Genomic DNA, 24,330 nt, shown 5'->3' on the forward strand with positions numbered 1-24,330 from the left:
TGTCACAGCCTCTTCTTTTTAGATATTAGAGTTGATAAACTGGAACTAACGCTTTACTTCACGTACACTACTGTATTTTTAACATTAAGGTGACTACTTATTCTGTCGTTTGTTAACCTCAATCCTAATGAACTCCGGCAAATAGCTGGGCGTACATCCTTTTGCTACTTTTTCATCTTTGTAAAGACCCGTTTCCTCACCAAGCTGCATACAACGTGCACGATTCTTTTCATCATAAACACCTATCCAGCCAGCGGTGAAATTCATCGCCCATTGAACTTCCGGTTCTTCCTGCGCAAGATTAGCTTCTAATGCAGATAACAAGTCTGCGGTGTTATCAGGCGAGGTTTTTCCCATCCATCTCAATCGACCTTGATAATACCAGAAAGCTCGCCTTTGCAGAGCAGACGGACTATTTTCCCATGACTCCATCAACGCAATTTTCTTTTTGTCTTTGGTGAGCTGATTAGCCAATAACCAGTCCATTAAGTTATTTCGCTCATCATAAGTATGGGTCTGCATATCCTTATCAAACTTGTTTAGCACATCTTCTGAAAGAAGTTTTTTGTCCATAATTAAGATCGCTAATAGTCTGGGCATAAATTCTTCCGTTGACCAAAGTTCCATAGCTAATTCGTGATCCTTTTTAATGTCCTTCGCGATTTTACGTAAGTCGCCTAACTTGGTATTACTATTGATCTGAAGCAGAATGTTTTCTGCTTTTGATGAGCGTTTTGTTACTGCATTTTTTTCGTCCATTTTATTCAACTCCTTTATTAAAGCACTCTGCTAGAACGTCATTTCGTTAAGCGTTTTATTGCAGTGGTTTATTTATATTGTAGCATATAGCTTATTGCAGTTTTCTACTTATAATAGAGTGACTAACTTTAATCACAATTGCTTCTTTTAATTACGAGTACTCTCAATCACGCACCATTTCCATTAATACAGAATTATACTCCACGTCTGCTCGTTTGTTTAAGGTGCCACCCTCATCCCACTATCGTTATACCAATTTGTTGGCTTGCCATCATTATTATGATTACAAAAACAAGGAGTTCAACAGTTACAGAAGATAAGAAGGCTACAGAAGTACGAAATTTAATTTGCAGGTAATATGCAGTTAATCATATTGAAAGAATAATAATGGGAAGAATGATACCTGTTGTTATATCCATTACAGGCACTAATACTAATCCAAACCAAGATAAAAATAAAGAAAATCCAAAAAGCAAAACACCTATGATAGCGTTAACACCATGTATCGTCTTTTTACTCACAGATTAACTGCCTCCCATTCTTATTGGTACTTCTATTCTATAACTTTGGTATACCTTGTATCACAAAAACATACGAATGAGGCGCCTACCCAAATTCGAGAGAAGCATCCGTTTTTCTTACTGATACTCACTAACTCTAACTCGATTTAACTATTCGTTGAGACAAAAAGTAAGCGAAAGTAGCAACTAATAAAACGGCTACGAACGGCATGATGGAAGTCTGTCCAAACACGGTCTCCTGACTCAGCTTACTGCTCAGGGAAGAAAAATCTGGTGTAAAAGAAGCTGTCAGGAGCAAACCTGAAACAATTTGAAATATACTGTACAGCAAACCAAAACTTAAAATGAATACAACATACTTTTTCAAGCCTCTCACTCCCTTTTACTTATTATTGTTAAAACATGCTTCACATATAAATTCCCCTTCATTGCTTAAGTACGCCTTGATTTCGGTGATGCCTTTTTTCTTAGGATAACGCATTTTGACAAAGACTACGTCATCCCCTTTGATTTCTTTACTGCAAAAAGTGCATGCTGGTTTATCCCATAACATTTTCACACACCTCCAGACAATGCTTTTCATACTACCTGTACGAAAATAACCCCTGAAAATTTCCTTAGATTATGCACTAACCTTCTAACCTTTTTGCCATCATCATCATTTTGGGACTTTTATAAAATCCATTCTTGTTATAAAAAGCTTCTGCCTGTCCTTCTCTTGCGGTCAAAAGGTAGATGCGGCTAATATTATGTTCCTTACAAGTAATCTCAAATTCTGATAGCAATCTTGAACCAATTCCATTACTTTGAAGTTCCGTCTTCACACACATTTCATTTAAATAAAAGTGATTACTGGTTAACCATCTTTCTATATGGCCCAACAGGAATCCAATCAATTTTTGATCATCATCGTATATACCTATACCTAAAAATTTTCTATTACTAAAAATATCCGTTAGCCTTTCTTTGGCATCCTTATATTCCCAACCATCATTCCACGGCTCAGCGTTAAAAACCGCCTTATATAGAAGCGTACACTCTTCCATATTTTGATTAGAGAGCTTTTTTGCTTTGTAATTCACTGTTTGTAATCTCCTTTCGATTCTTATACTAACCCAAAATAAGTTGTGGCTAATTTAAAGTTACAAAAATGATTTCAAGTAAGTTACCCATCAACTTAATCATCCATAGTTTCAAGCATTAAGAATAGCGAAAATAGGAAATCATCCCACCCATAAAGTAACCTAAAATAGCTATTAAAAGAATGTCCCCACCGTTAGAAAAGAAAGCTATATGTTGAATCTTTGATGGATCTACCAATTCATTTACGAATGGCAACATGTTCATAAGACAAATAAAAGCATATAACATTATTACTTGCCAGCTTGTAAGTGCTGCATCTTTAAGAATTTTCTTTTGGCGTTCGTCGTCCTTTGATGAACCATCACCGGATAACCTTTTTGCAGATGTTATTGCTGCCAATACTAGTAATCCAGCAATGATTACTAAAACAATATTCATATTATCATCCTCTTTTCTTATTTTTTTGATAGTTAAACAATGAATCTACCTTAGTTTCCAAAGCATCAGCAATCGCAAATGCTAATTCTAAGCTTGGGTCATATTTGTTATTTTCAATAGCATTAATGGTTTGTCTGCTTACACTGCAAATTAAAGCTAATTTTCCTTGGGAAATACCTTGGCCTTCTCTTAATTGTTTAATATTATTTTTCAATATGTCATCAATCCCTTATCTCGATGTGTCAAAAACCTTTTACACCTAATATAATAAAAAAACCAACCAAGTTGTCAAATACTTTTTACACAATGGTTGGTTTGCAATGTTGCATTTTTGTCTTCCCTGTTGAGGCTGATAATATTCACCGATTGTCATATTCAATTTTCCTAGTAAGATTATGAATCAACTCCCCATCCCGCCAATAATACCATTCCATATACTTAGTGTCCTCGCATTCTAGGGTGTAGCCAACTACATAATAATTTTCTTCGCTCTTCATCTCGTCTATAGATTCAATAGTAAACGATTCGCTACCTGCTTTTTCTTCAATCTCATTATGTATAGCTTGTTCCACTTTATTTTCTTTCAGATGAAGAAAAACCGCTGTGGTTAAAACAATGAAACATAATATGATTCCTATCCAATCGATCACCTTTACTTTTATATTCTCTTTCCTGTTATACCACGTTAATTTGATTACAGACGTTGTGACAATCAGTATGAAAACAGGTACCAATAATGAAACACGAAAGACCGTATATGAATAGATAACTGCCCATCCTAAAACGAGCAGGAGAAAAAACTTCTCTAATCTAAATTTGTTTTCGTTAAAAATGAACTCGATTACATGATGCTTAAACAAAGACCCACTCCTTCGATTATATCTACCTGCCCCGCTATTGGTTCAAAATCAACTCATTAAATGCTGGATCCGATCTAACGAATTACTTATTATAGAGAGCGGTATCAAAAAAGAAAAAATAAGATTACTATCTAATATTGCTTTCCATACTTTCATACTGTTACGAACCTTATAAAAGAACAAAAAGATAGATACCATAACCGCAAAATATAGCAGCCATAAGAATTCTTTTTGTCTTTTTATTTCGTGTTCGATAGCAGCAATCTTCCAGGTATCTTCTTCCGAGAAACTTACCGTTGCGATATCCCTCTCAATCCCCGCTATATTGTATGATTGCAATGTCATGCTATTGTTTTGCATTTCTACAATAGAATAACCTTTTGGTAAAATGGGAAATTCGAAAACCATATAATAAGAAATGCCCGCAACGATACTTGCCAATAACAAAAAGGCTAATAATTTCTTAACCTGCGTATTGTTGATTAATTGAACTATCCTCACCCCTTGCCGCTATTTCCTTCTTCATAGTCTCCAGCCCACCACAACACCGATCACCAGTATCATGCCAACTCCCAAAAACCAAAGCGGATCACTGATGAAAAAATTACTGTCTTCTTACGTAACACTATAAAAGCGAATATAAACCACTCTAAAAAGTGAAAATTATCCATTTTCTTTATGTTATAACAAATAAATACATGTTACAATAACAGTACTAAAAACTGTTAATTTTTTCATATGCATAGTACAACGGTGATCACGATAAAGTGAAACTTATCAGGAAGTTATCGTCCGTTTATCCCGCACTTCGCTTCTTAGTTATCTCTCGAATCTTGATGTCGGGGTATTACGGACGGTTAGCGCCGTGAAAAAATGGGGTGAACAAGTGAGTAAACAGTCGAAATCGGAAAAAGAAAAAATAGTTGGCCAGGAGATGGTTAACTTGCTGCAGGCTGGCTATATTAACGAACAAGATTTTATGTACATTATGAAGGCCTACAAAGACTATACCCAACACGAAGCACAACCTGTCAAAGCCGCTGAACCGGTTACCGCCACGCATGCAACTCCTGCAGCAGAGCCTGTCCAAACACAAGCACCGAAGAAAGAACCGAAGCAGCCAAAACCGAAAAGCCCGGAACAAATCAGAGAACGGAACATTACCTGGCTCCTTATCCTCGGTGTCTCCTTCTTACTTATCAGTGGATTGGTCGTCGCCACCAGTACGTGGGAGCAAATGGGAGCCGCCTTAAAAGTAGTCACACTTCTTGGTGTTTCCGGATTTTTCTTTATCTTAAGCGGGATATCGTCCTCGATCCTAAAAATTAGTAAAACAGCCTTTGCATTTTTGACGTTGGGCAGTTTGCTGTTGCCGATCGCGATCATTGCGATTGGTTACTTTGAGCTGTTTGGCTCCTATTTGAGCTTATATGGCGAGGGAAAATTTGTTTTGGGAATGCTGTGTACCCTATTGCCATTACCACTTTATTTCCGCAATGCCGTCAAAAATAACTCCCGATTATTTGTCTGGATCTTTTACTTATTCTTATCCTTCTTTGTCGGCTTTACGATCGCTGCCATCGACGTGTCAGCGGACGTATTCTATTTACTGATTATGCTGTTTAATGCCGCGCTGTTGTTCGGCTATCACCGATTCCGCCAACAGCCGAAGCTGCCTCTTTTTATCAAAGAGTTACCGTCATATGCGCAGTTAAACCTGATTGTCTCGACGTTACTGATGTTAGTGGTATTTGATTCTGCGCTCTTTTACAGCTTTAATGTCTTGCTGACCGCTGCCTTGTATATGGCGATGGTCTTCGTTTATAACACCAAAGCCTATCAGCTCGTGTTCTCTGCTTTGTTTGCATATGGTATCTATCAGCTGACAGAGCAGACATGGCTTGAGAATATTGATTTATTAATCTACGGGATATTAGGGGCGAGCTATCTCGGCTTTGCAACACTCGTAAAAAAAGACGCGACGTTGGCGAAGGTATTTCACTACACTAGTGGTGTGATATCGCTTTGTGCCTTTCTTTTCATCAGTTTTCAAGCACTGGCGATCAGACAGGAGCAGGATTCATGGGTGTTACTGCTCGCTTATCTGGTCATTACAGGTACCTACCTGTATCTTGCCGAAATAACCAACAGACAGGTGTTTCGCTGGCTGGCACCGGTGTTTCTCTTTTTCAGCGGGATGCAACTTTGGGAAGTAGCCTTCGAACAGCTTGTGCCGGTTAACATCGAATTATTTATGTTCCTGTTCGCCGTCTTATCTTATATCATCCATGCTATGCCTGGTAAAAAGTCGTTTCTGCCTACGATAAAAACGAGTACAGCATATCTCGCTATCTTCGTGATGCTGCTGTCAGTCATTCAAGGAATAACAGTAGCACGATATATCGAAGTGGCATGGATGACGTTTATCGCAAGCTTACTAGCTGGTTACGTCTCCATCCTGGCGAAACAGACGTCAGCGAAAGCACTCGCACCTTGGACACATGCCTTCTGCGGGCTGTTTGCCTGTTTAATCGTCTATCCGAAACTGATTTCGGCTCTGCCTGCTTATGAAGAGCACTTACATCTTGCCTTTCACCTTGCAATTTCTGGTGTCATACTGCTGATGGTCAGCCTGTTGTGGCAAAAGGGTCAGCAAAAAATACTGGCACAAGCCGTCTTCTATATGGGGCAAGCAAGCTATGGATTAGCAGTACTGATGCTACTAACAAGCAGCACAGCGACAGATACACAATTTATCCGTCCAGCTATACTGCTTGGCGGGATCATGATCGCTATTTGGCTGGTACGTTACGTACGAATTAATTATTTATGGGCCGTTGTCTCTGTGATGACGTTTGCCTTTTACATGTCCTTAACAAGCACTTTCGCTATTACCAAAATGGACGCGATAACTGTGTATATGCTGTTTGGACCATTGCTCTTACTTGGGGTAGATTGGGTTGCCGGCAAATATGTCACTGCGTTAAAGCCTTATTTTTTCTGGACGGCACATATTATGCTTGCCTATACGATTCTCGGGGTAATAGCGAACCAATTAACGATACACACGATTCACCCTGGTCTGTTCCTGATCCCACTTACAATTTATCTCTACAGCATTTGGATAAAACGAACAGAATGGCAGCTTAAACTGTTTCTCTATGCGGCAATGACTTTGATTTCTTTTCTGGTCATCTTTCACGTCCTGTTCTATGACTGGACAGAAACGATTTCGATTGCGTTTAGCTTTGTTACATCGAGTGTATTGCTTGTACTAATCAGCTTGTTCTTCCAAACCGATTGGAAGCAGCGAATGGAATGGTATCTGATTCCGTTTGGCAATCTCAGCTTGCTGATCGTCACGACATTCGAAACATTGCCAACACTGGGTGAAGTAGCGATTGTATTTGGATTTGGGATAGTGAACCTTTATCTGCTGCACCGACGCAACTGGACATTAGCACTGATTGTACCATTGATGCTGTTGCTGTTGATGTGGCAAAGCCAACAGTATGTGACTGGCGATGTCGGGATGCTGCTGATTTATGGCGGTTGTTTTGTTGCCTTAACGATAGCTGGAAGAGTTTTATTCGAGAAGTTATTTGATGACGACAAGCACAAGCTTCTGATCGACTGGTATTCACTTTTTGCCGTACTGTATGCAGGGTTTACCTTTGCATATGCGGAAGCCATCGACAGTGTATGGGTTCGGATACTGCCATACTTACTGATTGCGGGGTGGCTGTTCCTTCAGGTGAAGCGGATCAGTCAGCCTGTCATGCAAAAGGTGATCATGTCAGCAGGAGCACTATGCCTGCTGCCTGCCTATTACCTGATTTATCAGGAATATTTAACTTATATCCCAGAACTGTTCCATGCGGAAATAGCAATGGTACCTGTGTTTGTCCTGTCGATTCTGTTAACGAAGAAAGTCTGGCGATCCTATCCATACGTCATGACACATGCGCAAACCGTCATACTTGCCTTCATTACCGTATATCTCGTACAGGATGCGATTGTTAGTCACACGGTCTGGGATGCGGTTATCATCGGGGTTCTGTCACTTGCATCGCTGCTGGCAGGAATGTATCTTCAGATCAAATCGTATTTCTTTATCGGGCTTGGGACATTACTGTTCAACGTTATCTATCAGACCAAACCTTACTGGGGCAATATGCCGTGGTGGGCGTATCTGTTAATGGCAGGTATTCTGTTAATTGCAATCGCAAGCTACAATGAATGGAAAAAACAACGAGACGATGAAGGCAGATTGGAGAAGAAAGTAAAAGGGATGATTGTCCGGTTTAGAGAGTGGAATTGATCTGTATTCACCTCACTCTTCCTTGCCATACTTACAATAGGAATCAATTTAAAGATAAAAGAAAAAGCTCTTTGCTATATTAGCAGAGGGCTTTTTTCTCTTGCATTTTTTTCCTATATGTTTTACTATATATCTAAATGATATATATCTTTTAGATAGGTGGGTGAGAATGAAGACATATAACGATACAACCTACGCCATATTAGGAATTTTAACAACTAATTGCAAAAGCGGATATGAGATTAAAAAGTTCATTGATCAAAGCTTGAATCATTTCTGGAAAATCAGCTATGGCCAAATATACCCCACCCTAAAATTACTTGTACAAGATGGCTTAGCAGAAGTTCAAACCGAATCTGTACCAGGAAAACCAGCCAGTAAGGATTATCACCTTACAACGAAAGGCATGGAGCTGCTTAAAAAATGGTTAGCGCAGCCGACCGGGCAATTGCCTGTAGAACGAAATGAGATTTTGCTCAAACTTTTTTTCGGCCGCCAACAGAGCGAGGAACAGTCGAGAATACTGCTGCAGGATTATAAACAGGAGCTGAAAAAACGGTATTTCACATATGAAGCCATTGAGCGATCCATTATGGAACACGAAGAGGACGAAGAAGATACGAAGTACTGGCTGTTTACACTAGACTACGGAAAAAGGTCGACACAAGCGGCGATCGATTGGTGTCATGTAACACTTGCTCAACTTTCCACTAAGGAGGAATAGTAATGCCAAAGGAAATCTATACAGGGCGTTATACCACTGATAATTCTGAGGATATCGTTGTGTTTCTGATTGGTATGAGAATAAATAAGCGGTTGGCGATCCATAAGTGGTTACCGGTGTTCAACGCTATGCCTGGCATGATAAAAGAGCTGTATACGAACAAGGAAGAATTGGGATTTCTGTCAATGGAAAGCTACTTCGGCCTGAGAACCACTGTCATGATTCAATATTGGCGTTCAACCGAAGACCTGCTAGCCTATGCAAAAAACGAAAAGCATTTAACCGCGTGGAGAAATTTCAACACAAAAGTCGGTAACAATGAAACAGTCGGCATTTACCATGAAACGTATCGATTGCAGAAAGGCAATTACGAATCGATTTACGGCAACATGCCACGATACGGTCTTGGGAAGGCTTTGGAACATTTACCTGTTACGACTGACAGAAAAACAGCAAGCAAGCGGTTAGGCTGATGTCTGTTTTGATATTATTAATGAGGTGAAATCGAGCAAATTACCGTCCGATGGATCTTGCAACGAGTAGCGCCTATTAGATAAGAGAGAAGCACCTGTAAAAGTATACGCAGGTGCTTCTCTTTTTCCTATTTGTTTAACAAAGCCTCCGCTTCAAGCTGCAGCACGCGGGCAATTCCATCATCGATATGTTTGCCTGATTGCGCTTCTACTTGATTGCTAAAAGAAGTGACATGTTCGTACGCTAATTTCTTCTGCAAGCTATGAGTAATGCCGAGATTATCAATCATTCCGTTCTCAACAAATACCGTTACTAGTCTTTTCAGTGCTAGAAGCGGATCTTTTTGATAAGACAGGTATCCTAAGTGGTACGGATACAGTGCACTGCTACGCGCAGGTTCCATGAAATCAACATCTGGCAAGCTTCCATCTGCTTTTCTAGGTGCTGTTAGCTCAGACATATCCAGACTTTTAAAATCCTCAGCTGTCAGCGCTAGCCCTCCATCAATCGTCCAGGAATTATTTGTTTCATTTTCTGGCGGCGTATTATTGTTCGATGTTAATACACCTTCGAAAGCAATATTGCCGTGTAACACCTCTCTGTACCCAGCAATGTCCTCCTCACTGCTTGGGCTGACACGCTCGAGCATATTAAAATTGGAACCATAGCCAGGTTGGTAAGCCGTGTTATTATACCAATAAGCGGATTGACCAGGCTGGTGATTGGCATAGAAGTTGTTCCCGCCATTATTGGCAGCGAGATTATATTGCACAGTATGAACCGGCAAAGGGTCCGGGAGACCGGTCGTGTTATAACTATACCCACCAACCTTAAAGCCATTTTTATCGCCTAAACGATCCTGATTTCCCTGATGTCCAAAAGCCCAGTTCCCATGAAAAATCACATTCCCCTCTGAACTGATACTGTCAAAACCATCGTCACTATTATTCCATGCACGGTTATTAATGAATAATACTTCTTTTCCATGAGCACCAAAACCGTCTATGTTACCAGCTGACCTGGAAGTAGGGCCAATGTTGTTATAGGCATCGGAATTGTAGACAATCCCTGAGGCATTGCCGCCCGCATAGTAAAAACCGATTGCCTCATTATCATGCACAGACATATTCCAAAAGTTTGCTTCGCCCATCATTCTAAAGGCGGCAGCTTGCTTCTGTTCGCCTACTTTTATCCCTGTCACATCAAAACCTTCAAAGTTAATGTCTGTTACATCCTCCCCAACATAAAAACCAATGACACGCTGATCGGTAGGCATATCACTAAAATCAAAAACTGGTCTATCATCTCCAGGATAAGCTTTGTAGGTAATGCCACTCTTATACATATCATTCACATAGTGAAAAACATCTTCAAGCGGATTGTCCGTTTCAGTTATTTCGAACTCATCATAGACTCCCTCACGAATATATACTGTGTCACCGTCAGATGCCTGAGATTGAGCTTTCATCAGACTTTTAAACGGTTCTGCTTTCGTTCCAGGATTGCTGTCACTGCCAGTTGGAGAAATGAAATAAGTATGATGCGCCTCACTTGCATAAACCGTGCCTGTCATAAAGATAACGGCGAACATAACCCCAATCAACGTCAAACTAATTTTCTTCAACGATAGTTCTCCCTTCTTTATTAGCGATAGTTTTCCATAGTGTTGCCTGCTAATAATCCTCCCTTCTACGGAAAAATAATTATATGAAAACGATTACATTAATAGTATAGCGTAATAAATTCTGTCATTCATGTTCTGAAAGTGTTCCATTTTTCCAGAAAATTGTCTGAGCGTGCTTCTTCTGCTTTACTCCAACATTAGAGGTGAATCGTTGGTACGAAAACATTTCCACTTTATCTCAGTCAATATTGTTAACCTTTATTAAATTTAGTTGACAATAGATAAGACTTTCCGTTATGCTAGAAAAAACAATTACCGTGGAGGAGAGAAAAAAAGATGAAATTAAGAGCAGTTGATATCACACTAGCGGGGATGTTTGCTTCCCTAATGGCAATCGGCGCCAATATTACGTCCTTCATTGTCATTGGCGGCGTGCCTATTACACTGACCACCTTTTTCTGTATATTAGCAGGATTGTTGCTAGGCAGCCGATTAGGGGCTATTTCGATGATAGTCTATGCATTGGTAGGGCTTGCTGGCGCACCTGTCTTCTCTCATTTCTCAGGCGGGTGGTCCGCCATCGTCAGTCCGACCTTCGGATTTATTCTATCTTACATTATCGTAGCGTACGTCGTCGGAAAAATAGTAGAACGAAAGGCTAGCAAAACGAATTTTGTCATTGCTGCACTGGTCGGTTTGTGCATTAATTATGGCTTTGGCACAAATTGGATGTACTTTGCCTATCAATTTTTGGCCTCCGCCGAGGAGATCAGTTACAAGGTGGCATGGCTATGGATGGCAGCTCCTCTGCCAAAAGACCTTATTCTCGCAGTCTTCGCCGGCACATTAGCACCACGTCTCTATAAAAGCATCAACCGTAACACACCAGTCATCGCCAAAAAAGAGGCCTCCTAAGCTTGCTTGGAGACCTCTTTTTCATCTGGAAAAATAAAGGTGGGAGTGAAGTCGACAGCCTGGATTGAAAGAACTGCCGCAATGCGGACATGCGGAATCACACTGCATATATGCGGAGATCGTTAATGCTGTCCCGCATTTCCCACAGAGAATCGCTTGCTGATTGTACTCCTCTTCCGGCCATACTTCGGCTGGATGATCTGCTTCTTCTTCATGACACTTGTAGCAAGGATAATGCGTGTTGCAACATTTAAATTTAATCGCAACGATATCCTCCGGCAAACGGTAATGCTTGCAACGAGTTTCCTGATCTATAACTGCTCCATGAACATGGACACCATGTATCTTCTTCACACCGACACCTTCTTTATAATTCTTTTTCCATGACAATATTGGTAGTTTGATAGTCTAATGAATCGTATAAATGAACAGCTGTTTTGTTATGGCCAAATACATGAAGGCCTATTTTCTGCATGCCCAATTGCTTTGCTTCTACCTCGATTTGCTGCATCGCCGCTTTCCCATAGCCTTTGCCACGATATGCTTCCTCTATCAAAATATCATAGATGAACCCTTTTTCGGCAGTTTGTCTGGCCAGCCAGATGATGCCGACCTGATCACCATTCTCGCTCATAATCGCAAATAAATAATGGTCTTTCGTGTGTTCCCTGTCTGGCAACAGGTTATCAAAATCTTGCCTGGCATGTTGAAGCGAATCTTCCTCTGTCCAATTACCAGCTTTCACCTTTTCCGCTGCATAATTTGTAATCGCTGTTTGGAAAAATTGTTGAAATTGAGCTGTGGTCATTGGTTGTAGTGTTACCATGACGGGTCACTCCTTTATTGTTGGCGTTATAAAGCGGGACTGCTATCAGTGAGGGAGCTTTTGGCTCCTACTGATTGCTAGCGAAACTTATCTGGAAGTTATCGTCCGTTTATCCCCCACTTAGCGCCGTGATAAAAAAATAGCGTTGTATACATGATAGCATATTATGCAGAGGTTTTCGTCGGCCATGTTAGCTGGTAAGTCTTTTTCTTGTTGTTGAGAGGCAATCTTATGGACAGCTTTTACCCTTTTTGCTTTTTTTTGTCCACGAGAACCGGTCTTATGGACAGCTTTTACCGATTCTGCATTTTTCTGTCCACGAGATTCGATCTTATGGACAACTTTTCGCGATTTTGCATTTTTCTGTCCACGAGATCCGATCTTATGGACAGCTTTTACCGATTCTGCATTTTTCTGTCCACGAGATTCGGTCTTATGGACAGCTTTTCTCGATTTTGCATTTTTCTGTCCACGAGATCCGGTCTTATGGACAACTTTTCCCAATTTCATATTTTTCTGTCCTCGAGTCCAATCTTCCGGACTCGTTCACCACGATTACGCGTTTTCCTGTCCATAAGCATAAGCGCAATCTCTATTTCACAAGCTGTGCGGAGACGACCAGGCGATTCTCATGTGTGCCGACATCATCGAGAAATTCACCTGTACAGGTTATCAACTTCAGTGTTCGGGCAGCGGAGTAGCCGAATACTTCACTGATCGGGGCTTCGTCTTTTGGGTAGCTCTTGGTTTGATAGACTTCGAAGGTTAACTGCTCGCCTTCCTCATTGGTGATATGAATCTTGTCACCTTCCTGCATGTCTTCCAAGTGATAAAAAACGGCTGGTCCTGTTTTGTTATCGACATGGCCGGCCATTACTGCGCTGCCTTGCTCGCCTGGCTTGGCACCGAATTCGTACCAGCCGACATTTTCGTCTTGCTCTGGCACGCCCATTTGACCGTTCGATAGTTTTCCAACATGCTCGATAGCGGCTGAAACGTCGATAGCAGGGATTGAAATGGTTGCAGGAATAATGCTTCCACCTTCATTTTCCCCTGAATCATCTTCCGCCTCACCACTTGCATATATATCTTCCCACTGCGCCGTTTCCACAGCACTCCGCTCTTCCTTCTGCTCCATCTCTGATGGCTGCGCTGAACCAGAACCATTGACATTTTGCTCCGATTGACTGCAGCCAGCTATCAAGCCAACTATGAAAAGAGCCATCATCATTTTCAGACATTTCATATTCACTTCACCTCGCCCATACATTTAAAGTAGAAAAGAGAGGATCCATGCCCTCTCTTTTCCTTCTAAGCTGTTATTTAGACTGTGCGGCATTTCTTCTGCGATACGTCGTATATCCTGCTGCTGCCATGATGACGAAGACAGATGCTACGATATAAGCAATGTAGTCCATCATATCTTTATCTGTACCGCCCATACCGGTCTTCGGCATATCGCTTGGCATGGATGATTCGAATTTGTCCGGATGTTGCGCCACGATCGCTCCTGACAGTGCTTTGGAAATATCATTGGCATAGACATAACCTTCATGGAAAGAATCATACGCCTCTTCATAATTACCTGCTGCATACGCATCGAACGAACCGATTAACTGATTAACGTGCTCTTGTAATTCGGCCGCTACAGCATCAGCAGAAATGTTGCCATCTGTTGCTGTTTCCATGAACGCGGAGAAATCTTCGCGATATTGCGCCAGTTCATCTAATGCTGCTTGTTTTGCTTCTTCATCTTCATTAGCTGTTGCTTTCACATAATCAACGAAGTAGCTGACATGGTCACTCCACATTGACTTGAACTGTTCCCCAGCTTCTGCACCATATACCGATTCGATCGTCTTCGCCAGCTTATCGGTATTCTCTGACAATTGCGCTGCGTTCGCTTCAAAAATTTCAGCAGATTCTTCCCCTTCGATACCATTCTGCATTGCTGTTACCGCAAATACAACATGATTTGATAAAATGTTATTTAACGTCTGACGTAAATCAGATGCTGGTGTTACTGCCATCGTGTTGTTAAATTTGTCCGGGAATTGGCTGGTAATCGCACTTGATAAGCCTTTTGCCGGCATAAACATATGATTACTTGCTTCTGCATGCAAGTTGAATGCTTCCTCATAATTGCCATCTACATACGCGTCAAATGCACCAATTAATTGATTGACGTGCTGCTGTAAGCCTTCTGCTAATGCATCAGCTTCGACACGTCCTTCTGTTGCATCATCTAAAAAGGTGGAAAATTCCTGACGATATTGCTTTAACTCATCTAATGCTGCTTGTTTTTTCGCCTCATCTTCTTCTGCTGTTCCCATTACATAGTCAACGAAATAGCCAATATGTGCGCTCCACATATCTTTAAACGCTTGTCCTGCTTCATCGCCATAGACGGACGCAATGGCCGCAGATAAATCATCCGTGTTCTCAGAAAGTTGTGCTTTTGCTGCATCAAAATCTTCTGCACCTTCAATTCCTTTACGCATCGTGATGACGGCTAAGTTCGCATGCTCAGATAATGAAGTAGAAAGCGTTGCCCGCAAGTCTGCTCCTGCTGTACTAACCGTTGGCATCGAATCTTCACTTGCTGCGCTGACATACTCCCCTGTTGTCGGTATCAATAAAGCTGCACTCATTGGTACGACTACTAATGCTTTTTTCCAATTCATTTAAAATCCACTCTCCCTTTTTTAATAAATCTACTAGGCTTACGCAAGGAATGTGGAGTTGGATCACTTATTACGAAAAAAAGTTTAAAAGAAAAGCCGGTTCCCTTATCAGAAACCGGTCATAGCAGGCATTTAGCCCAGCTTATTTTTTTGGCAAACAAATCAGTGCTTTAAATAAATCGCCATCAATCTGGATCTCGAAGCTGCCGTTCTGTGTCTCGATCAGGTTCTTGGCAATCGACAGACCTAATCCGCTACCCTGGCTCGTGCGCGATTCGTCTGCTCGCTTAAAACGTGTCAGCAATTCATCAGCTGGAATATTCAATTCATAGGCCGCAATATTTTTAAACGACAGACAGACCTGATCGCCCACGTCCTCGATATCTATATATACTCTCGTCCCTCGCAGTGAGTATTTAAAAATGTTAGACAGGACATTTTCGATCGATCGCCATAACAGCCTGCCATCTGCTGTCACATATAACTTATCATCGGAATGACGGAATTTCAGATCCAGATCGGCCGCTTCGATCTTATCATTCACTTCGCCAAGCCCCTGACTGATCAGCGACACCACATCAATCTGCTGCAACTCAACCGGAATATTGCCACTGGAGGCCTTCGCCGCTTCAAAAAGATCATCGGTTAACAGCTGTAACCTTTTTGCTTTCTGATCTAGCACTTCGATATATTCTTCTTTCTTAGCCGGATCCTCTTCCCTTTTCAAAAGGTCGACGTACGTAATAATCGAGGTTAACGGGGTGCGAATATCATGCGAGACATTGGTGATCAGCTCGGTCTTCATCCGCTCACTCTTCAGCTCGCTGTCGACCGCCTTGCTCAAGCCATCTGTGATCCCGTTAATATTGGAAGCGAGCCGAGCGAATTCACCCTTCCCCTCTACATCAATCCGATGATGCAGCTTCCCTTCCTTTACAATTTCTACTCCCGCTTGAATCGAACGAAATTCTTTCACCTTTTTGAAGGCAAACCATGCGGCAACAGCTATAGTCACTGGGAACATGAAAAAGGTAACCGCTACTAATAATGGATAACCGGCTACAATCAGGACGGTCTTGATCCCAACCCCGCCACTCCGATAGACATCACCGACAAACTTCACAACATGGTAGAACAAGCGATACAGCAGCATATGCCTGAAAAATGACTGATGCTTCACATGCTTGACGAGTGACATTATCAAAAGCAAGCCAACCGCTGCGATCGGGGCGGTAACCGGAATAAGCATAACATCCATGCTATGGTACACAATACCCATGAGGTAAAACCAAAGCAGGATAAGCAGAAAACATAAGCCAATATTGATATCATTGTACAGCTTATCCAGTCCGTGAAAATGAATCGCTTCATCTTCGGATTTTTTGCCTATTACCCATGCCAGGCAACCGAACGTGAGCAGAAACCCAATCAGAAATATGGCTAATTGATAGACAGCGTCCTTAACCAGCTCTTTTTGTTCCTGCCAATCGTGCGCCAGTTCATTTAGAGATTGTTCGGTAAAGGCTAAATAAACCGTCGTTTCCTGCGGGTCTAAGCTCGACAGGTAATTGGTAATCCAGTGAAACGACTCATTTTCCATCGTTGATTGGGGAAAAACTGATTGATCATACCCTTCAAAAATCATAAAGGCCGGGTGTTTTTCAAACTCTCTCTTTTCTGTAATCGTTGTGTTGGTAAAGACATTCTCACCATCCGTTGCATAGAATAAGGGCGGACCTGTTTGTTCGATTTGCTGCAAAATCCAATGGTACTCCCGCAGATCCTCCTGAATCATCTCGTCCTTTGCTTCTGCGATCTCTTCCGCATACTCCTGTTCAAACTGCTCCATATAGTCTTCTTCAGGTAATGACGAATCATGAAACTCATTATAATGCTCGTTAAGTAAATCGTTTTTCCTCATTTCCATATCTTCCGCACTGATCGTACCACCTTCTAAGATGTGCTCCTCACTCTTATACTCTCCTAAAAGTCTCGTCAGATGTTCGATCAGCACGTTACTTTCCTCGATATAGGATTGACTCTGATAATAATCCTCTACCCACACATCTTCTATCTCGCCGTTTGTTGATTCTATGGCATCAATAAGTGCATGAATGCCTGCTGTAAAACAGGCAACCATCAGTACAAACAGAATAACCTTCGTTATGCGTGACCGGCTAAATTTTTTCCACTTTGTATCCAATACCCCACACCACTTTCAAATATTTTGGTTCTTTCGGATTGATCTCAATCTTTTCTCTTATTTTTCTAATATGTACAGACACGGTATTCTCCGGACTGTAGGCAGTTTCGTTCCATACTTTTTCATAAATATCTTCGATCGAGAAGACCTTGCCGGCGTTCGTCGTCAATAGCAATAGAATCTTGTATTGCACCGGTGTCAGATGCACCTCATCACCGTCAACTGTCACGGTTTTACTTTCATCATCGACTGCCAGACCGCCAGACTGATAGAGACCGCTTCTCGTCTCCATACCACCTAACGCAGTAAATCTCCGCAGTTGCGATTTCACCCGTGCGATTAATTCCAAGGGATTAAACGGCTTGGTAATGTAATCATCCGCTCCCAGATTGAGTCCGATAATCTTATCGGCATCCTCTGATTTGGCCGAGAGCATGATTAATGGAATATTATTGTCCTCCCTGATCTTCATTGTTGCCTTAATCCCGTCCATTTTCGGCATCATAATATCCATGATAATGAGATGGACTTCCTGCTCCGCGACAACCGCAATCGCTTCTGTCCCATCGTACGCCTTAAAAATGTGATAGCCCTCATTTTCCAGATAGATCGCGATCGCATCGACTATTGCCTGATCGTCATCGCACACCAATATATTCATTCACGCCCACTCCTACACGTATTTTCTCCAAGTATATCACCTCTTTATGATCGGTACTATTGGTATCATAGCAAGGAAATCTTAATATATGGATGATGTATTTCTTAAGATTTTCTTAATAGAAAAAGCTGTTTTCGTACGAATTGTTTCGTATAATTAATTAAGAGATGCAGAAAGGAATGATGTTGATGACGAAATTATCTTATAGTGGTGTGAAATACGGGGAAAGTGATGCCGAAATAAAATTATTAGTCGATATACAAAATGATTGGTGTGAGATAACGCATACCAAGAAAGTGTCACAAGTGATGAATAAATCAACAGGGAAATATATTATTGTAAATCGAAACAGCTTGAAATGTGAGATTGTTTTATAATAGGAGACAATATAGACTTTGTGGGGTTGACATCATTTGGTTTTCGGACAATTTGAAATAGACGGTGGTCCACTAACAGGATAATATACAACTACTTATACGGCGGATGATCTAATGCTAACGTTGCGCCCACTTTGGTATATTAGATGTGCTCCGTTCAACCACTTCGCGTCCTGCAGGGCGATGGTAAAGTTTTTGACACAATAAACTATCCTGAAGATATGCAAACCGCAGAATAAGATGATAATAAGTGAACTGTAGGAGAAAACCAAAAGGATAGATAAGCATCTGTTCTTTTGGTTTCCTCTACCACCTAAGTTAGCCCCACCACATAATTAAAACAAACATAGACCAACAGGAAATAAACCATCACTTACACAGAATAATGAAAAATAGACTTTCATTTTAACCCTTTTCATTCTTTTTTACCTATATTGAAGATATACCAAAACAAAAGAACTGATAAATAAAATAATACTAGTTACCGTGACGACAGTTAAATAGTATATGAGGGGGGAATTATTGCAAGAACCCCATTCAAAAAATAAGCGACAGATTGACCGAATATTCCGAAAATAGTTGCTAAACTGAAAATGCCAACTATGATAATATCCGTTTTTCTCATTACAATCACCCTCCATTAAATTTACAACCATTTGTTGCGTACGTACCTTACTAATTTAACTGCCTGACAGACTAAAAAAACAATTATGTACAAACCTAGAATAATGCATACATAAGAAACAGGGTTATTCTTTAAAGCGATTAAAACCACATCAATTGTATAGATATCACTGCAATAACCCACGTCTTTCGGTGTGAAAATAAATTCAGGCTTACACTCTTCCTGTGACCAGAATGCAATTTTAGATTCGATAAAGAAAGAATACAAATAGCTAATGAGAAACAATGGGATGCTCAAAAACCATAGAATCCACCATTTCAACGTAACCACTCCCTTTTAATAATCTCAACCATAAGCGGGGTATTATGGACCGTTAGCGCCGCGATACATTCTCAACATTTATACATTTTTCTTGTCAATCTGGATTTCATTAAGGCGCTTTAGACTTATCTCCTTGTCAAAAGAACTATGCCAGCGATAATCCTGCTTATCTAAAATACGATAATGATGACTAATTAAGTTCTGTTGCAAGCGGAAATCACTTGTAGATTCAATATCTTTCCACCAGATCTTACCACCCATCGTCTTATCTCCTGGCATAGCCTGATTATCGGAAATAATTAACTGAAGAAAATCGACAGGGTTATCGCCAATAATGGAAAACAGCAACGAACTGTGTTGAAACAAAGCACAGAAGGCAGCCACGGTGGTCCAATTAGCTGTCGTTCTTCCCTTTTCAATTTGCACAAGCGTTTTTTTGGAAATCCCTAGTATTTCAGCCATTTTGTCTTGAGAAAAACCTTGTTCTGTTCGAACTAACTTCATATTGTCAGATATCAGCTTAACGAATTGCATTTTTTCCATTCCGCTCACCTCTTTGGTGTAATTTTACACTAATAGTGTCATATGTCAACTTGAATGGCAAAGTTCTCTTGTTTTTTTGCATAACTAAAAACAGGAACTGCCTGGCATTGGCAGTTCCTGTTCAAAACGCTCACTATTCGTCCTCTCTATATTCCAACAAATCCCCAGGCTGACAATCCAACGCTTTACATATCGCATCTAACGTCGAGATTCGTATCGCCTTTGCTTTACCATTTTTCAAAATAGACAGATTCGCCATCGTTATTCCGACCCGTTCTGACAGCTCGGTTACACTCATCTTCCTTTTAGCCAGCATTACATCTATATTTACGATAATCGCCATAATCGTCACCTCAAACCGTTAAATCATTTTCAGATTTTATGTGGATCGCTTCGTTTAGCAATCGTTGGAGAACAGCAGCAAAGACTGCTACCACCATCGCTGCAAATATAAGTACCATGCCCACCAAGATCACTCCTGGTGCATCATCTCTTTCTGCCACCAGATAAAAAAGTGGCATTGCGATTACGAACAAACCACTAATCGTAATCGCACTCCATTTGATATGTTGTAACGACGTAACCGACAACGTGGAAAAAGCATGATTTCTGTCAATGTAACTCAACAGTCGAAACGCCTGATACAACGCATAATAAAATGGAATAGCTGACGCATAAAAAACAAACATGACTAAATATTTTATGATAGTAAAATCCGGATACAGCTCTGCGGCGAAATCCCCAATTTTCGGAACTAGAAATATACAAAGAGCCAGAACCGGAACCCCCATCAGGATTACAGCCAATTTTAGAAAAATGGTAGATCCTTTTTTCATAAGAACACCTCAATTCGTTTTTGTCTATTATAATGTAGCACGTCATTTATCGTTTTGCAATAAATTTTTGTTGTTTCAATCAAACGTGTTAACAGATGGTATTTTATGTTAATATGAAGGCATGGTTGCTTAGGGAGGAAATACGATGCGAATTTTCGATGCACATTTTCATATTATTGATGATAGCTTTCCAATCAAGGAGAACCAGGGCTATTTGCCACCGAACTATGTAGTCTCCGATTATCAGAGGGAAACCGCAGCCTTGCATGTAGCGGGTGGAGCGGTTGTATCTGGCTCCTTCCAAGAATTTGATCAGGAATATCTGGCACATGCCTTGAATGAGTTGGGCTCCAGTTTTTGTGGTGTCACGCAATTACCTGCAACCGTGACAGACGAAGAAATCATCCACTTACATAACAGAGGAATCAGAGCCATACGTTTTAATATCAAACGAGGTGGTTCGGCGACGTTATCCGAGCTCAATTACTTGGCAAGAAGAGTATATGACGTAGCTGGCTGGCATAGTGAACTGTATATCGACGCGAAAGACTTACCCGAAATCATGCCAACAATTGAGCAGCTCCCTGCCATTTCTATTGACCATTTAGGCTTGTCTGAGGAAGGATTGCCCTATTTATTACAGCTCGCCGATAAAGGAATTCATGTCAAAGCAACAGGCTTCGGCCGTGTCGACCTCGATGTTGAACATGCGTTGAAAGCGATCTATCAAGCAAATCCTGACGCCCTTATGTTTGGCACAGATTTGCCATCGACAAGAGCAAGGAGACCATTTGCCATATCTGATATCACATTGATCCAGCGCATCTTTGATGAAAAAGCAGCCGATAAGGTTTTGTACACCAATGCTTTACAATGGTATGGCAAGTGAGCGGAACCATTTTTGAAAGGACGGTGTTTTCGATAGCAGTTATTTTTATCCTGTTAGTTATTTTAGTTGTCAGCATTACGATTTTTAAAATGGTTTCTGGAAAAAGGAAACCTAATAATAGCTATACACCATACGACCATATTACTGGCCAGATGGATAGCGAATTTCGTAACGAACAAAAGGAAGAAGATGATGATGAATGACCGCACCGCGTTAGAGCCAAACGCTTAGAGGAGAAAATGATATGAAGTAATGTTTATCGCTATTATGTTTATCCGTAGTAATGTTAACAGCATGTGCAGAAGTGACGCACCATAATTACATCATTTGAAACAGCTAAAAGCAGTGGTGCTAGGCATTATGTTATACATGCAATTCCTGTTATATATAGTCATGAGTGATCAATATGCTATCTTTTACAAAGGTTGTAGAGCACCAATCCTAGCGTAGGCCAACCACGGAGACTCCCGCGGGACAGGCAGGCGCTGAAGCTAACTTTGTGAAGCGATCTTTCTTCACAAAGTTAGCTTCAGCCGTGCCCCGCAGGACGCGGAGTGGTTGGACGGAGCGGTACCCCAGCACATGAATCATTTCAAAATTACCACTAAGCATAAAGCGGCTAGTTGACATAAACTATATTATAAGAACCCATCTTCATGTTCGGCATTGATTACTTTTATGACTGTACTTTTATGCTTTCTTACTTCTTGAAAAACAGCAGAAGTCTTTTACGAGGAGGTATCCACATGACATTCTCCAAATATCTAGTTCCCATCATGATCATTTCTATCTGTTTAGTCGGGTGCACAATGAGCAGTACCGGCAATCCCACTCCGAGAGAATTCTTGCAGTATGACGACGCTGATATTTTTCAGCTTGATGATTATGTATTTTCCAATGCACAAGATGTTGAATGGGCACAGGAATTAGAGTATGCCTTAGGCAAGCATGTCGGTGAAATCACCAAACAAACCAATAAGGCCATCCGGTTCACAAATGGCACAGCGAATAAACTGCCGGTTGGAACGAAGATATTTGAAACAGATTCGCCTGTGTACATCGCCATTGTTGATGGGGAGGAAAGGGTCTATTTGAAAATGGTCGAAGGGTAATAACGAGGGGGAAAACAATGATGAATCTTCAGTCCGTCTTTTTCCTTATCATGATTTTATTAGTCGGGTGTTCCAGCTATTCGGAAGAACTGACGAAGACTGGTGAAATTACCAAGATCGACGAAAAATTGGTTTATGTAGACGAAGAACCATTTAACGTTGGAAAAACTGCGCACCTTCACGTTGGTCAAAAAGTAAAAGTTACATTCATTGACACAACATCTGAAGACGTTTGGGACCCGGATGATTTTTATATAAAAAGTATAGAAAAGCTTGACTAACAACAAAAACAGAACGCCTGAATACACAAGCGTCCTGCGTGGTTACGTTTCTATAAAAGTTGCATTTTCCTGTCAAAGCGGCACGATTCACACCTTTTTGGCCAATGAAAACCTTTTTGCTTAAAAAATTGCTGTTCGCCAACCGTAAAAACAAACCGTTCTCCACATTCCCAGCATTTTAACGTTTCATCTCGCGGGGTGTAACCTTTTAACAGCTTATTGATCTCATTATTTCTTTCCTGAATCGCTTCCTCATCAATCGGAGCCTGATTTTCCAATGCTTCGATCGTTTCCTGGATCGCGGCTTTTACCTTTTTGTAATCAACCTGCTTCCATAATTTCAAGTAGGGGATGTACGCTTGATTGCCGGATTCATACACTTTTTCCAACAACAAAAAAAGCATTTCCCTGTTTCGACCTTTTAAATAGGTCATGTCCACATCTTGCATGCCCTGCTTGATCCATTCCTGCCACTCATCCAGGAATTCATCTACCCTTTGATCACGCTCAATGATCCAGCCCCGTTCCGTGTAAATAATCATAGGGAGCTTGCCACTATATTGGATCTCAAGGAATTTATGATCGATCATCCAATCGATCTTTTCCTTCACTACATCGATTTTTTCAGATTTGAAATAGCCGTAAACCGGGCACTCGTCCAGGTCTAATTCTAATACTCTTTTCTCACGTGAGCCTTTTAAAATCTTAGCAAGGAGTGTTTTCCCTCCTTGTCCAATCAACTCGTCAGCTGCTCGCAATATCACCTTGATTTCTTCGACTGATGGGTTATTTCTGTTAGTATCTTTCAAAACGGCAAGTCCTCCCAATCCTCTGTGTAAAAAGGTTCTTTTACCTTATCTTGTTTTTTGTTCGATCCTTTATTGTGCTGAGGCTTTACAGTCAGCACCTTTCCAAACTTTTTCCCATATAATTCACTAATCCAATCTTTCACAGGCGCTTTCCACAATTCTTTAGGTCCGGGAATATTTCGGATAAGACTCTTCGGATTCAACCCCAATTCCTTCGCCATCTGAATATCCGCCTGATTTAGCCGACACTTTTTCTTCGCTTCTTTCCATTTCTCTGCATTTTTCTTTTTAGCCATTTACATGGCCCCCTGTAATCTAGTTTGTTTGTTTCGATTCTAGCAAATTCTGAATAGAATTTCCACAAACTCCTTTTAGTGATAAGAGGAGGCGCCCTCTGTTTGCATTAGTTAGTTCTGTTGGTTAATCTTATGGACAGAATTTTTT

Annotated in this window: 32 protein-coding genes; 9 read left to right on the forward strand and 23 right to left on the reverse strand. The window is 40.9% G+C overall.

Annotation, left to right across the window (positions count from 1 at the left end; all coding sequences use genetic code 11):
* Nucleotides 1–93: 93 nt before the first annotated feature.
* The 9 genes from MUN87_RS11760 to MUN87_RS11800 all read right to left on the reverse strand — a co-directional run bounded on the left by MUN87_RS11760 (nt 94) and on the right by MUN87_RS11800 (nt 4,162).
* On the reverse strand, nt 94–759 hold the full coding sequence (locus MUN87_RS11760; RefSeq protein ID WP_244740329.1) for a DNA alkylation repair protein: 666 nt from the start codon (nt 757–759) through the stop codon (nt 94–96).
* A 368-nt stretch (nt 760–1,127) separates the two neighbouring features.
* On the reverse strand, nt 1,128–1,280 hold the full coding sequence (locus MUN87_RS11765) for a hypothetical protein (RefSeq protein WP_244740331.1): 153 nt from the start codon (nt 1,278–1,280) through the stop codon (nt 1,128–1,130).
* Between the two features lie 136 nt (nt 1,281–1,416).
* Nucleotides 1,417–1,647 carry a hypothetical protein gene (locus MUN87_RS11770; protein WP_439649627.1) on the reverse strand — a complete coding sequence of 77 codons (231 nt, stop codon included), beginning with the start codon at nt 1,645–1,647 and terminating at the stop codon, nt 1,417–1,419.
* A gap of 15 nt (nt 1,648–1,662) precedes the next feature.
* Nucleotides 1,663–1,833, reverse strand: coding sequence for a Fe3+ hydroxamate ABC transporter substrate-binding protein (locus MUN87_RS11775; protein ID WP_244740334.1), 171 nt, complete (start codon nt 1,831–1,833; stop codon nt 1,663–1,665).
* A 76-nt stretch (nt 1,834–1,909) separates the two neighbouring features.
* Nucleotides 1,910–2,362: a GNAT family N-acetyltransferase gene (locus MUN87_RS11780; protein ID WP_244740336.1), complete on the reverse strand. Its 453-nt coding sequence runs from the start codon at nt 2,360–2,362 to the stop codon at nt 1,910–1,912.
* Between the two features lie 118 nt (nt 2,363–2,480).
* Nucleotides 2,481–2,801 (reverse strand): hypothetical protein, encoded by a 321-nt coding sequence (locus MUN87_RS11785; RefSeq protein ID WP_244740338.1) that lies wholly within the window; start codon nt 2,799–2,801, stop codon nt 2,481–2,483.
* 4 nt (nt 2,802–2,805) lie between these two features.
* Nucleotides 2,806–3,015: a helix-turn-helix transcriptional regulator gene (locus tag MUN87_RS11790; RefSeq protein WP_305037392.1), complete on the reverse strand. Its 210-nt coding sequence runs from the start codon at nt 3,013–3,015 to the stop codon at nt 2,806–2,808.
* 145 nt (nt 3,016–3,160) lie between these two features.
* On the reverse strand, nt 3,161–3,661 hold the full coding sequence (locus MUN87_RS11795) for a hypothetical protein (RefSeq protein WP_244740340.1): 501 nt from the start codon (nt 3,659–3,661) through the stop codon (nt 3,161–3,163).
* 48 nt (nt 3,662–3,709) lie between these two features.
* Nucleotides 3,710–4,162: a hypothetical protein gene (locus tag MUN87_RS11800; RefSeq protein WP_244740342.1), complete on the reverse strand. Its 453-nt coding sequence runs from the start codon at nt 4,160–4,162 to the stop codon at nt 3,710–3,712.
* A gap of 385 nt (nt 4,163–4,547) precedes the next feature.
* On the opposite strand from MUN87_RS11800, the gene MUN87_RS11805 reads away from it, so the two are divergent.
* The 3 genes from MUN87_RS11805 (at nt 4,548) to MUN87_RS11815 (ending at nt 9,179) form a co-directional block, all read left to right on the forward strand.
* Entirely contained in the window at nt 4,548–7,982 is a 3,435-nt protein-coding gene (locus MUN87_RS11805) for a DUF2339 domain-containing protein (RefSeq protein ID WP_244740343.1), read from the forward strand.
* A gap of 169 nt (nt 7,983–8,151) precedes the next feature.
* On the forward strand, nt 8,152–8,706 hold the full coding sequence (locus tag MUN87_RS11810) for a PadR family transcriptional regulator (RefSeq protein ID WP_244740345.1): 555 nt from the start codon (nt 8,152–8,154) through the stop codon (nt 8,704–8,706).
* 2 nt (nt 8,707–8,708) lie between these two features.
* A complete protein-coding gene (locus MUN87_RS11815; RefSeq protein WP_244740347.1) occupies nt 8,709–9,179 on the forward strand; it encodes a DUF4188 domain-containing protein in 471 nt (156 codons plus the stop codon).
* Between the two features lie 128 nt (nt 9,180–9,307).
* On the opposite strand, the gene MUN87_RS11820 is transcribed toward MUN87_RS11815, so the two are convergent.
* A complete protein-coding gene (locus MUN87_RS11820) occupies nt 9,308–10,804 on the reverse strand; it encodes a right-handed parallel beta-helix repeat-containing protein (protein WP_244740349.1) in 1,497 nt (498 codons plus the stop codon).
* 336 nt (nt 10,805–11,140) lie between these two features.
* Here MUN87_RS11820 and MUN87_RS11825 point away from each other — a divergent pair, with 336 nt between their 5' ends.
* Complete coding sequence (locus tag MUN87_RS11825) at nt 11,141–11,719, forward strand: biotin transporter BioY (protein ID WP_244740351.1); 579 nt, start codon at nt 11,141–11,143, stop codon at nt 11,717–11,719.
* A 21-nt stretch (nt 11,720–11,740) separates the two neighbouring features.
* Here MUN87_RS11825 and MUN87_RS11830 read toward each other — a convergent pair whose 3' ends face one another.
* The 7 genes from MUN87_RS11830 to MUN87_RS11860 all read right to left on the reverse strand — a co-directional run bounded on the left by MUN87_RS11830 (nt 11,741) and on the right by MUN87_RS11860 (nt 18,093).
* Nucleotides 11,741–12,073 carry a CHY zinc finger protein gene (locus MUN87_RS11830; RefSeq protein WP_244740353.1) on the reverse strand — a complete coding sequence of 111 codons (333 nt, stop codon included), beginning with the start codon at nt 12,071–12,073 and terminating at the stop codon, nt 11,741–11,743.
* A gap of 13 nt (nt 12,074–12,086) precedes the next feature.
* Complete coding sequence (locus MUN87_RS11835) at nt 12,087–12,545, reverse strand: GNAT family N-acetyltransferase (protein WP_244740355.1); 459 nt, start codon at nt 12,543–12,545, stop codon at nt 12,087–12,089.
* A gap of 120 nt (nt 12,546–12,665) precedes the next feature.
* Nucleotides 12,666–13,055 carry a hypothetical protein gene (locus MUN87_RS11840; RefSeq protein WP_244740357.1) on the reverse strand — a complete coding sequence of 130 codons (390 nt, stop codon included), beginning with the start codon at nt 13,053–13,055 and terminating at the stop codon, nt 12,666–12,668.
* Nucleotides 13,056–13,137: 82 nt separating this feature from the next.
* Complete coding sequence (locus tag MUN87_RS11845) at nt 13,138–13,791, reverse strand: class F sortase (protein ID WP_244740359.1); 654 nt, start codon at nt 13,789–13,791, stop codon at nt 13,138–13,140.
* A 73-nt stretch (nt 13,792–13,864) separates the two neighbouring features.
* Nucleotides 13,865–15,229, reverse strand: a complete 1,365-nt coding sequence (locus MUN87_RS11850) for a copper amine oxidase (protein ID WP_244740361.1) — start codon at nt 15,227–15,229, stop codon at nt 13,865–13,867.
* Between the two features lie 142 nt (nt 15,230–15,371).
* Nucleotides 15,372–17,432, reverse strand: coding sequence for a HAMP domain-containing sensor histidine kinase (locus MUN87_RS11855; protein ID WP_244740363.1), 2,061 nt, complete (start codon nt 17,430–17,432; stop codon nt 15,372–15,374).
* On the reverse strand, nt 17,407–18,093 hold the full coding sequence (locus MUN87_RS11860; RefSeq protein ID WP_244740365.1) for a response regulator transcription factor: 687 nt from the start codon (nt 18,091–18,093) through the stop codon (nt 17,407–17,409). The genes MUN87_RS11855 and MUN87_RS11860 overlap by 26 nt, the downstream gene beginning before the upstream one ends.
* A 188-nt stretch (nt 18,094–18,281) precedes the next feature.
* Here MUN87_RS11860 and MUN87_RS11865 point away from each other — a divergent pair, with 188 nt between their 5' ends.
* Nucleotides 18,282–18,470 carry a hypothetical protein gene (locus MUN87_RS11865; RefSeq protein ID WP_244740367.1) on the forward strand — a complete coding sequence of 63 codons (189 nt, stop codon included), beginning with the start codon at nt 18,282–18,284 and terminating at the stop codon, nt 18,468–18,470.
* 646 nt (nt 18,471–19,116) lie between these two features.
* Here the strand turns inward: MUN87_RS11865 and MUN87_RS11870 are convergent.
* From MUN87_RS11870 to MUN87_RS11885, 4 genes are all read right to left on the reverse strand, one after another.
* A complete protein-coding gene (locus MUN87_RS11870) occupies nt 19,117–19,416 on the reverse strand; it encodes a DUF4306 domain-containing protein (protein ID WP_244740369.1) in 300 nt (99 codons plus the stop codon).
* 78 nt (nt 19,417–19,494) lie between these two features.
* Entirely contained in the window at nt 19,495–19,959 is a 465-nt protein-coding gene (locus MUN87_RS11875) for a helix-turn-helix domain-containing protein (RefSeq protein ID WP_244740370.1), read from the reverse strand.
* 133 nt (nt 19,960–20,092) lie between these two features.
* Nucleotides 20,093–20,302, reverse strand: a complete 210-nt coding sequence (locus MUN87_RS11880) for a helix-turn-helix domain-containing protein (protein ID WP_244740372.1) — start codon at nt 20,300–20,302, stop codon at nt 20,093–20,095.
* 10 nt (nt 20,303–20,312) lie between these two features.
* Nucleotides 20,313–20,795: a DUF2975 domain-containing protein gene (locus tag MUN87_RS11885; RefSeq protein WP_244740374.1), complete on the reverse strand. Its 483-nt coding sequence runs from the start codon at nt 20,793–20,795 to the stop codon at nt 20,313–20,315.
* Between the two features lie 145 nt (nt 20,796–20,940).
* Here MUN87_RS11885 and MUN87_RS11890 point away from each other — a divergent pair, with 145 nt between their 5' ends.
* The 4 genes from MUN87_RS11890 to MUN87_RS11905 all read left to right on the forward strand — a co-directional run bounded on the left by MUN87_RS11890 (nt 20,941) and on the right by MUN87_RS11905 (nt 23,077).
* Complete coding sequence (locus tag MUN87_RS11890; protein ID WP_244740376.1) at nt 20,941–21,684, forward strand: amidohydrolase family protein; 744 nt, start codon at nt 20,941–20,943, stop codon at nt 21,682–21,684.
* 23 nt (nt 21,685–21,707) lie between these two features.
* The gene (locus tag MUN87_RS11895) at nt 21,708–21,887 is read left to right on the forward strand and encodes a DUF3951 domain-containing protein (protein WP_244740377.1); all 180 of its coding nucleotides are present in this window, start codon (nt 21,708–21,710) and stop codon (nt 21,885–21,887) included.
* Nucleotides 21,888–22,430: 543 nt separating this feature from the next.
* Nucleotides 22,431–22,796: a hypothetical protein gene (locus MUN87_RS11900; protein ID WP_244740379.1), complete on the forward strand. Its 366-nt coding sequence runs from the start codon at nt 22,431–22,433 to the stop codon at nt 22,794–22,796.
* Between the two features lie 17 nt (nt 22,797–22,813).
* Nucleotides 22,814–23,077, forward strand: coding sequence for a hypothetical protein (locus MUN87_RS11905; protein WP_244740381.1), 264 nt, complete (start codon nt 22,814–22,816; stop codon nt 23,075–23,077).
* A gap of 50 nt (nt 23,078–23,127) precedes the next feature.
* Here the strand turns inward: MUN87_RS11905 and MUN87_RS11910 are convergent, their stop codons facing one another.
* Both MUN87_RS11910 and MUN87_RS11915 read right to left on the reverse strand, forming a co-directional pair.
* The gene (locus MUN87_RS11910; protein ID WP_244740382.1) at nt 23,128–23,886 is read right to left on the reverse strand and encodes an RQC-minor-1 family DNA-binding protein; all 759 of its coding nucleotides are present in this window, start codon (nt 23,884–23,886) and stop codon (nt 23,128–23,130) included.
* The gene (locus MUN87_RS11915) at nt 23,883–24,182 is read right to left on the reverse strand and encodes a hypothetical protein (RefSeq protein WP_244740384.1); all 300 of its coding nucleotides are present in this window, start codon (nt 24,180–24,182) and stop codon (nt 23,883–23,885) included. Before MUN87_RS11915 ends, MUN87_RS11910 begins: the two co-directional genes overlap by 4 nt.
* Nucleotides 24,183–24,330: the final 148 nt, after the last annotated feature.

Source organism: Gracilibacillus salinarum, assembly GCF_022919575.1.
GTDB classification, from domain to species: Bacteria; Bacillota; Bacilli; order Bacillales; family Amphibacillaceae; genus Gracilibacillus; species Gracilibacillus salinarum.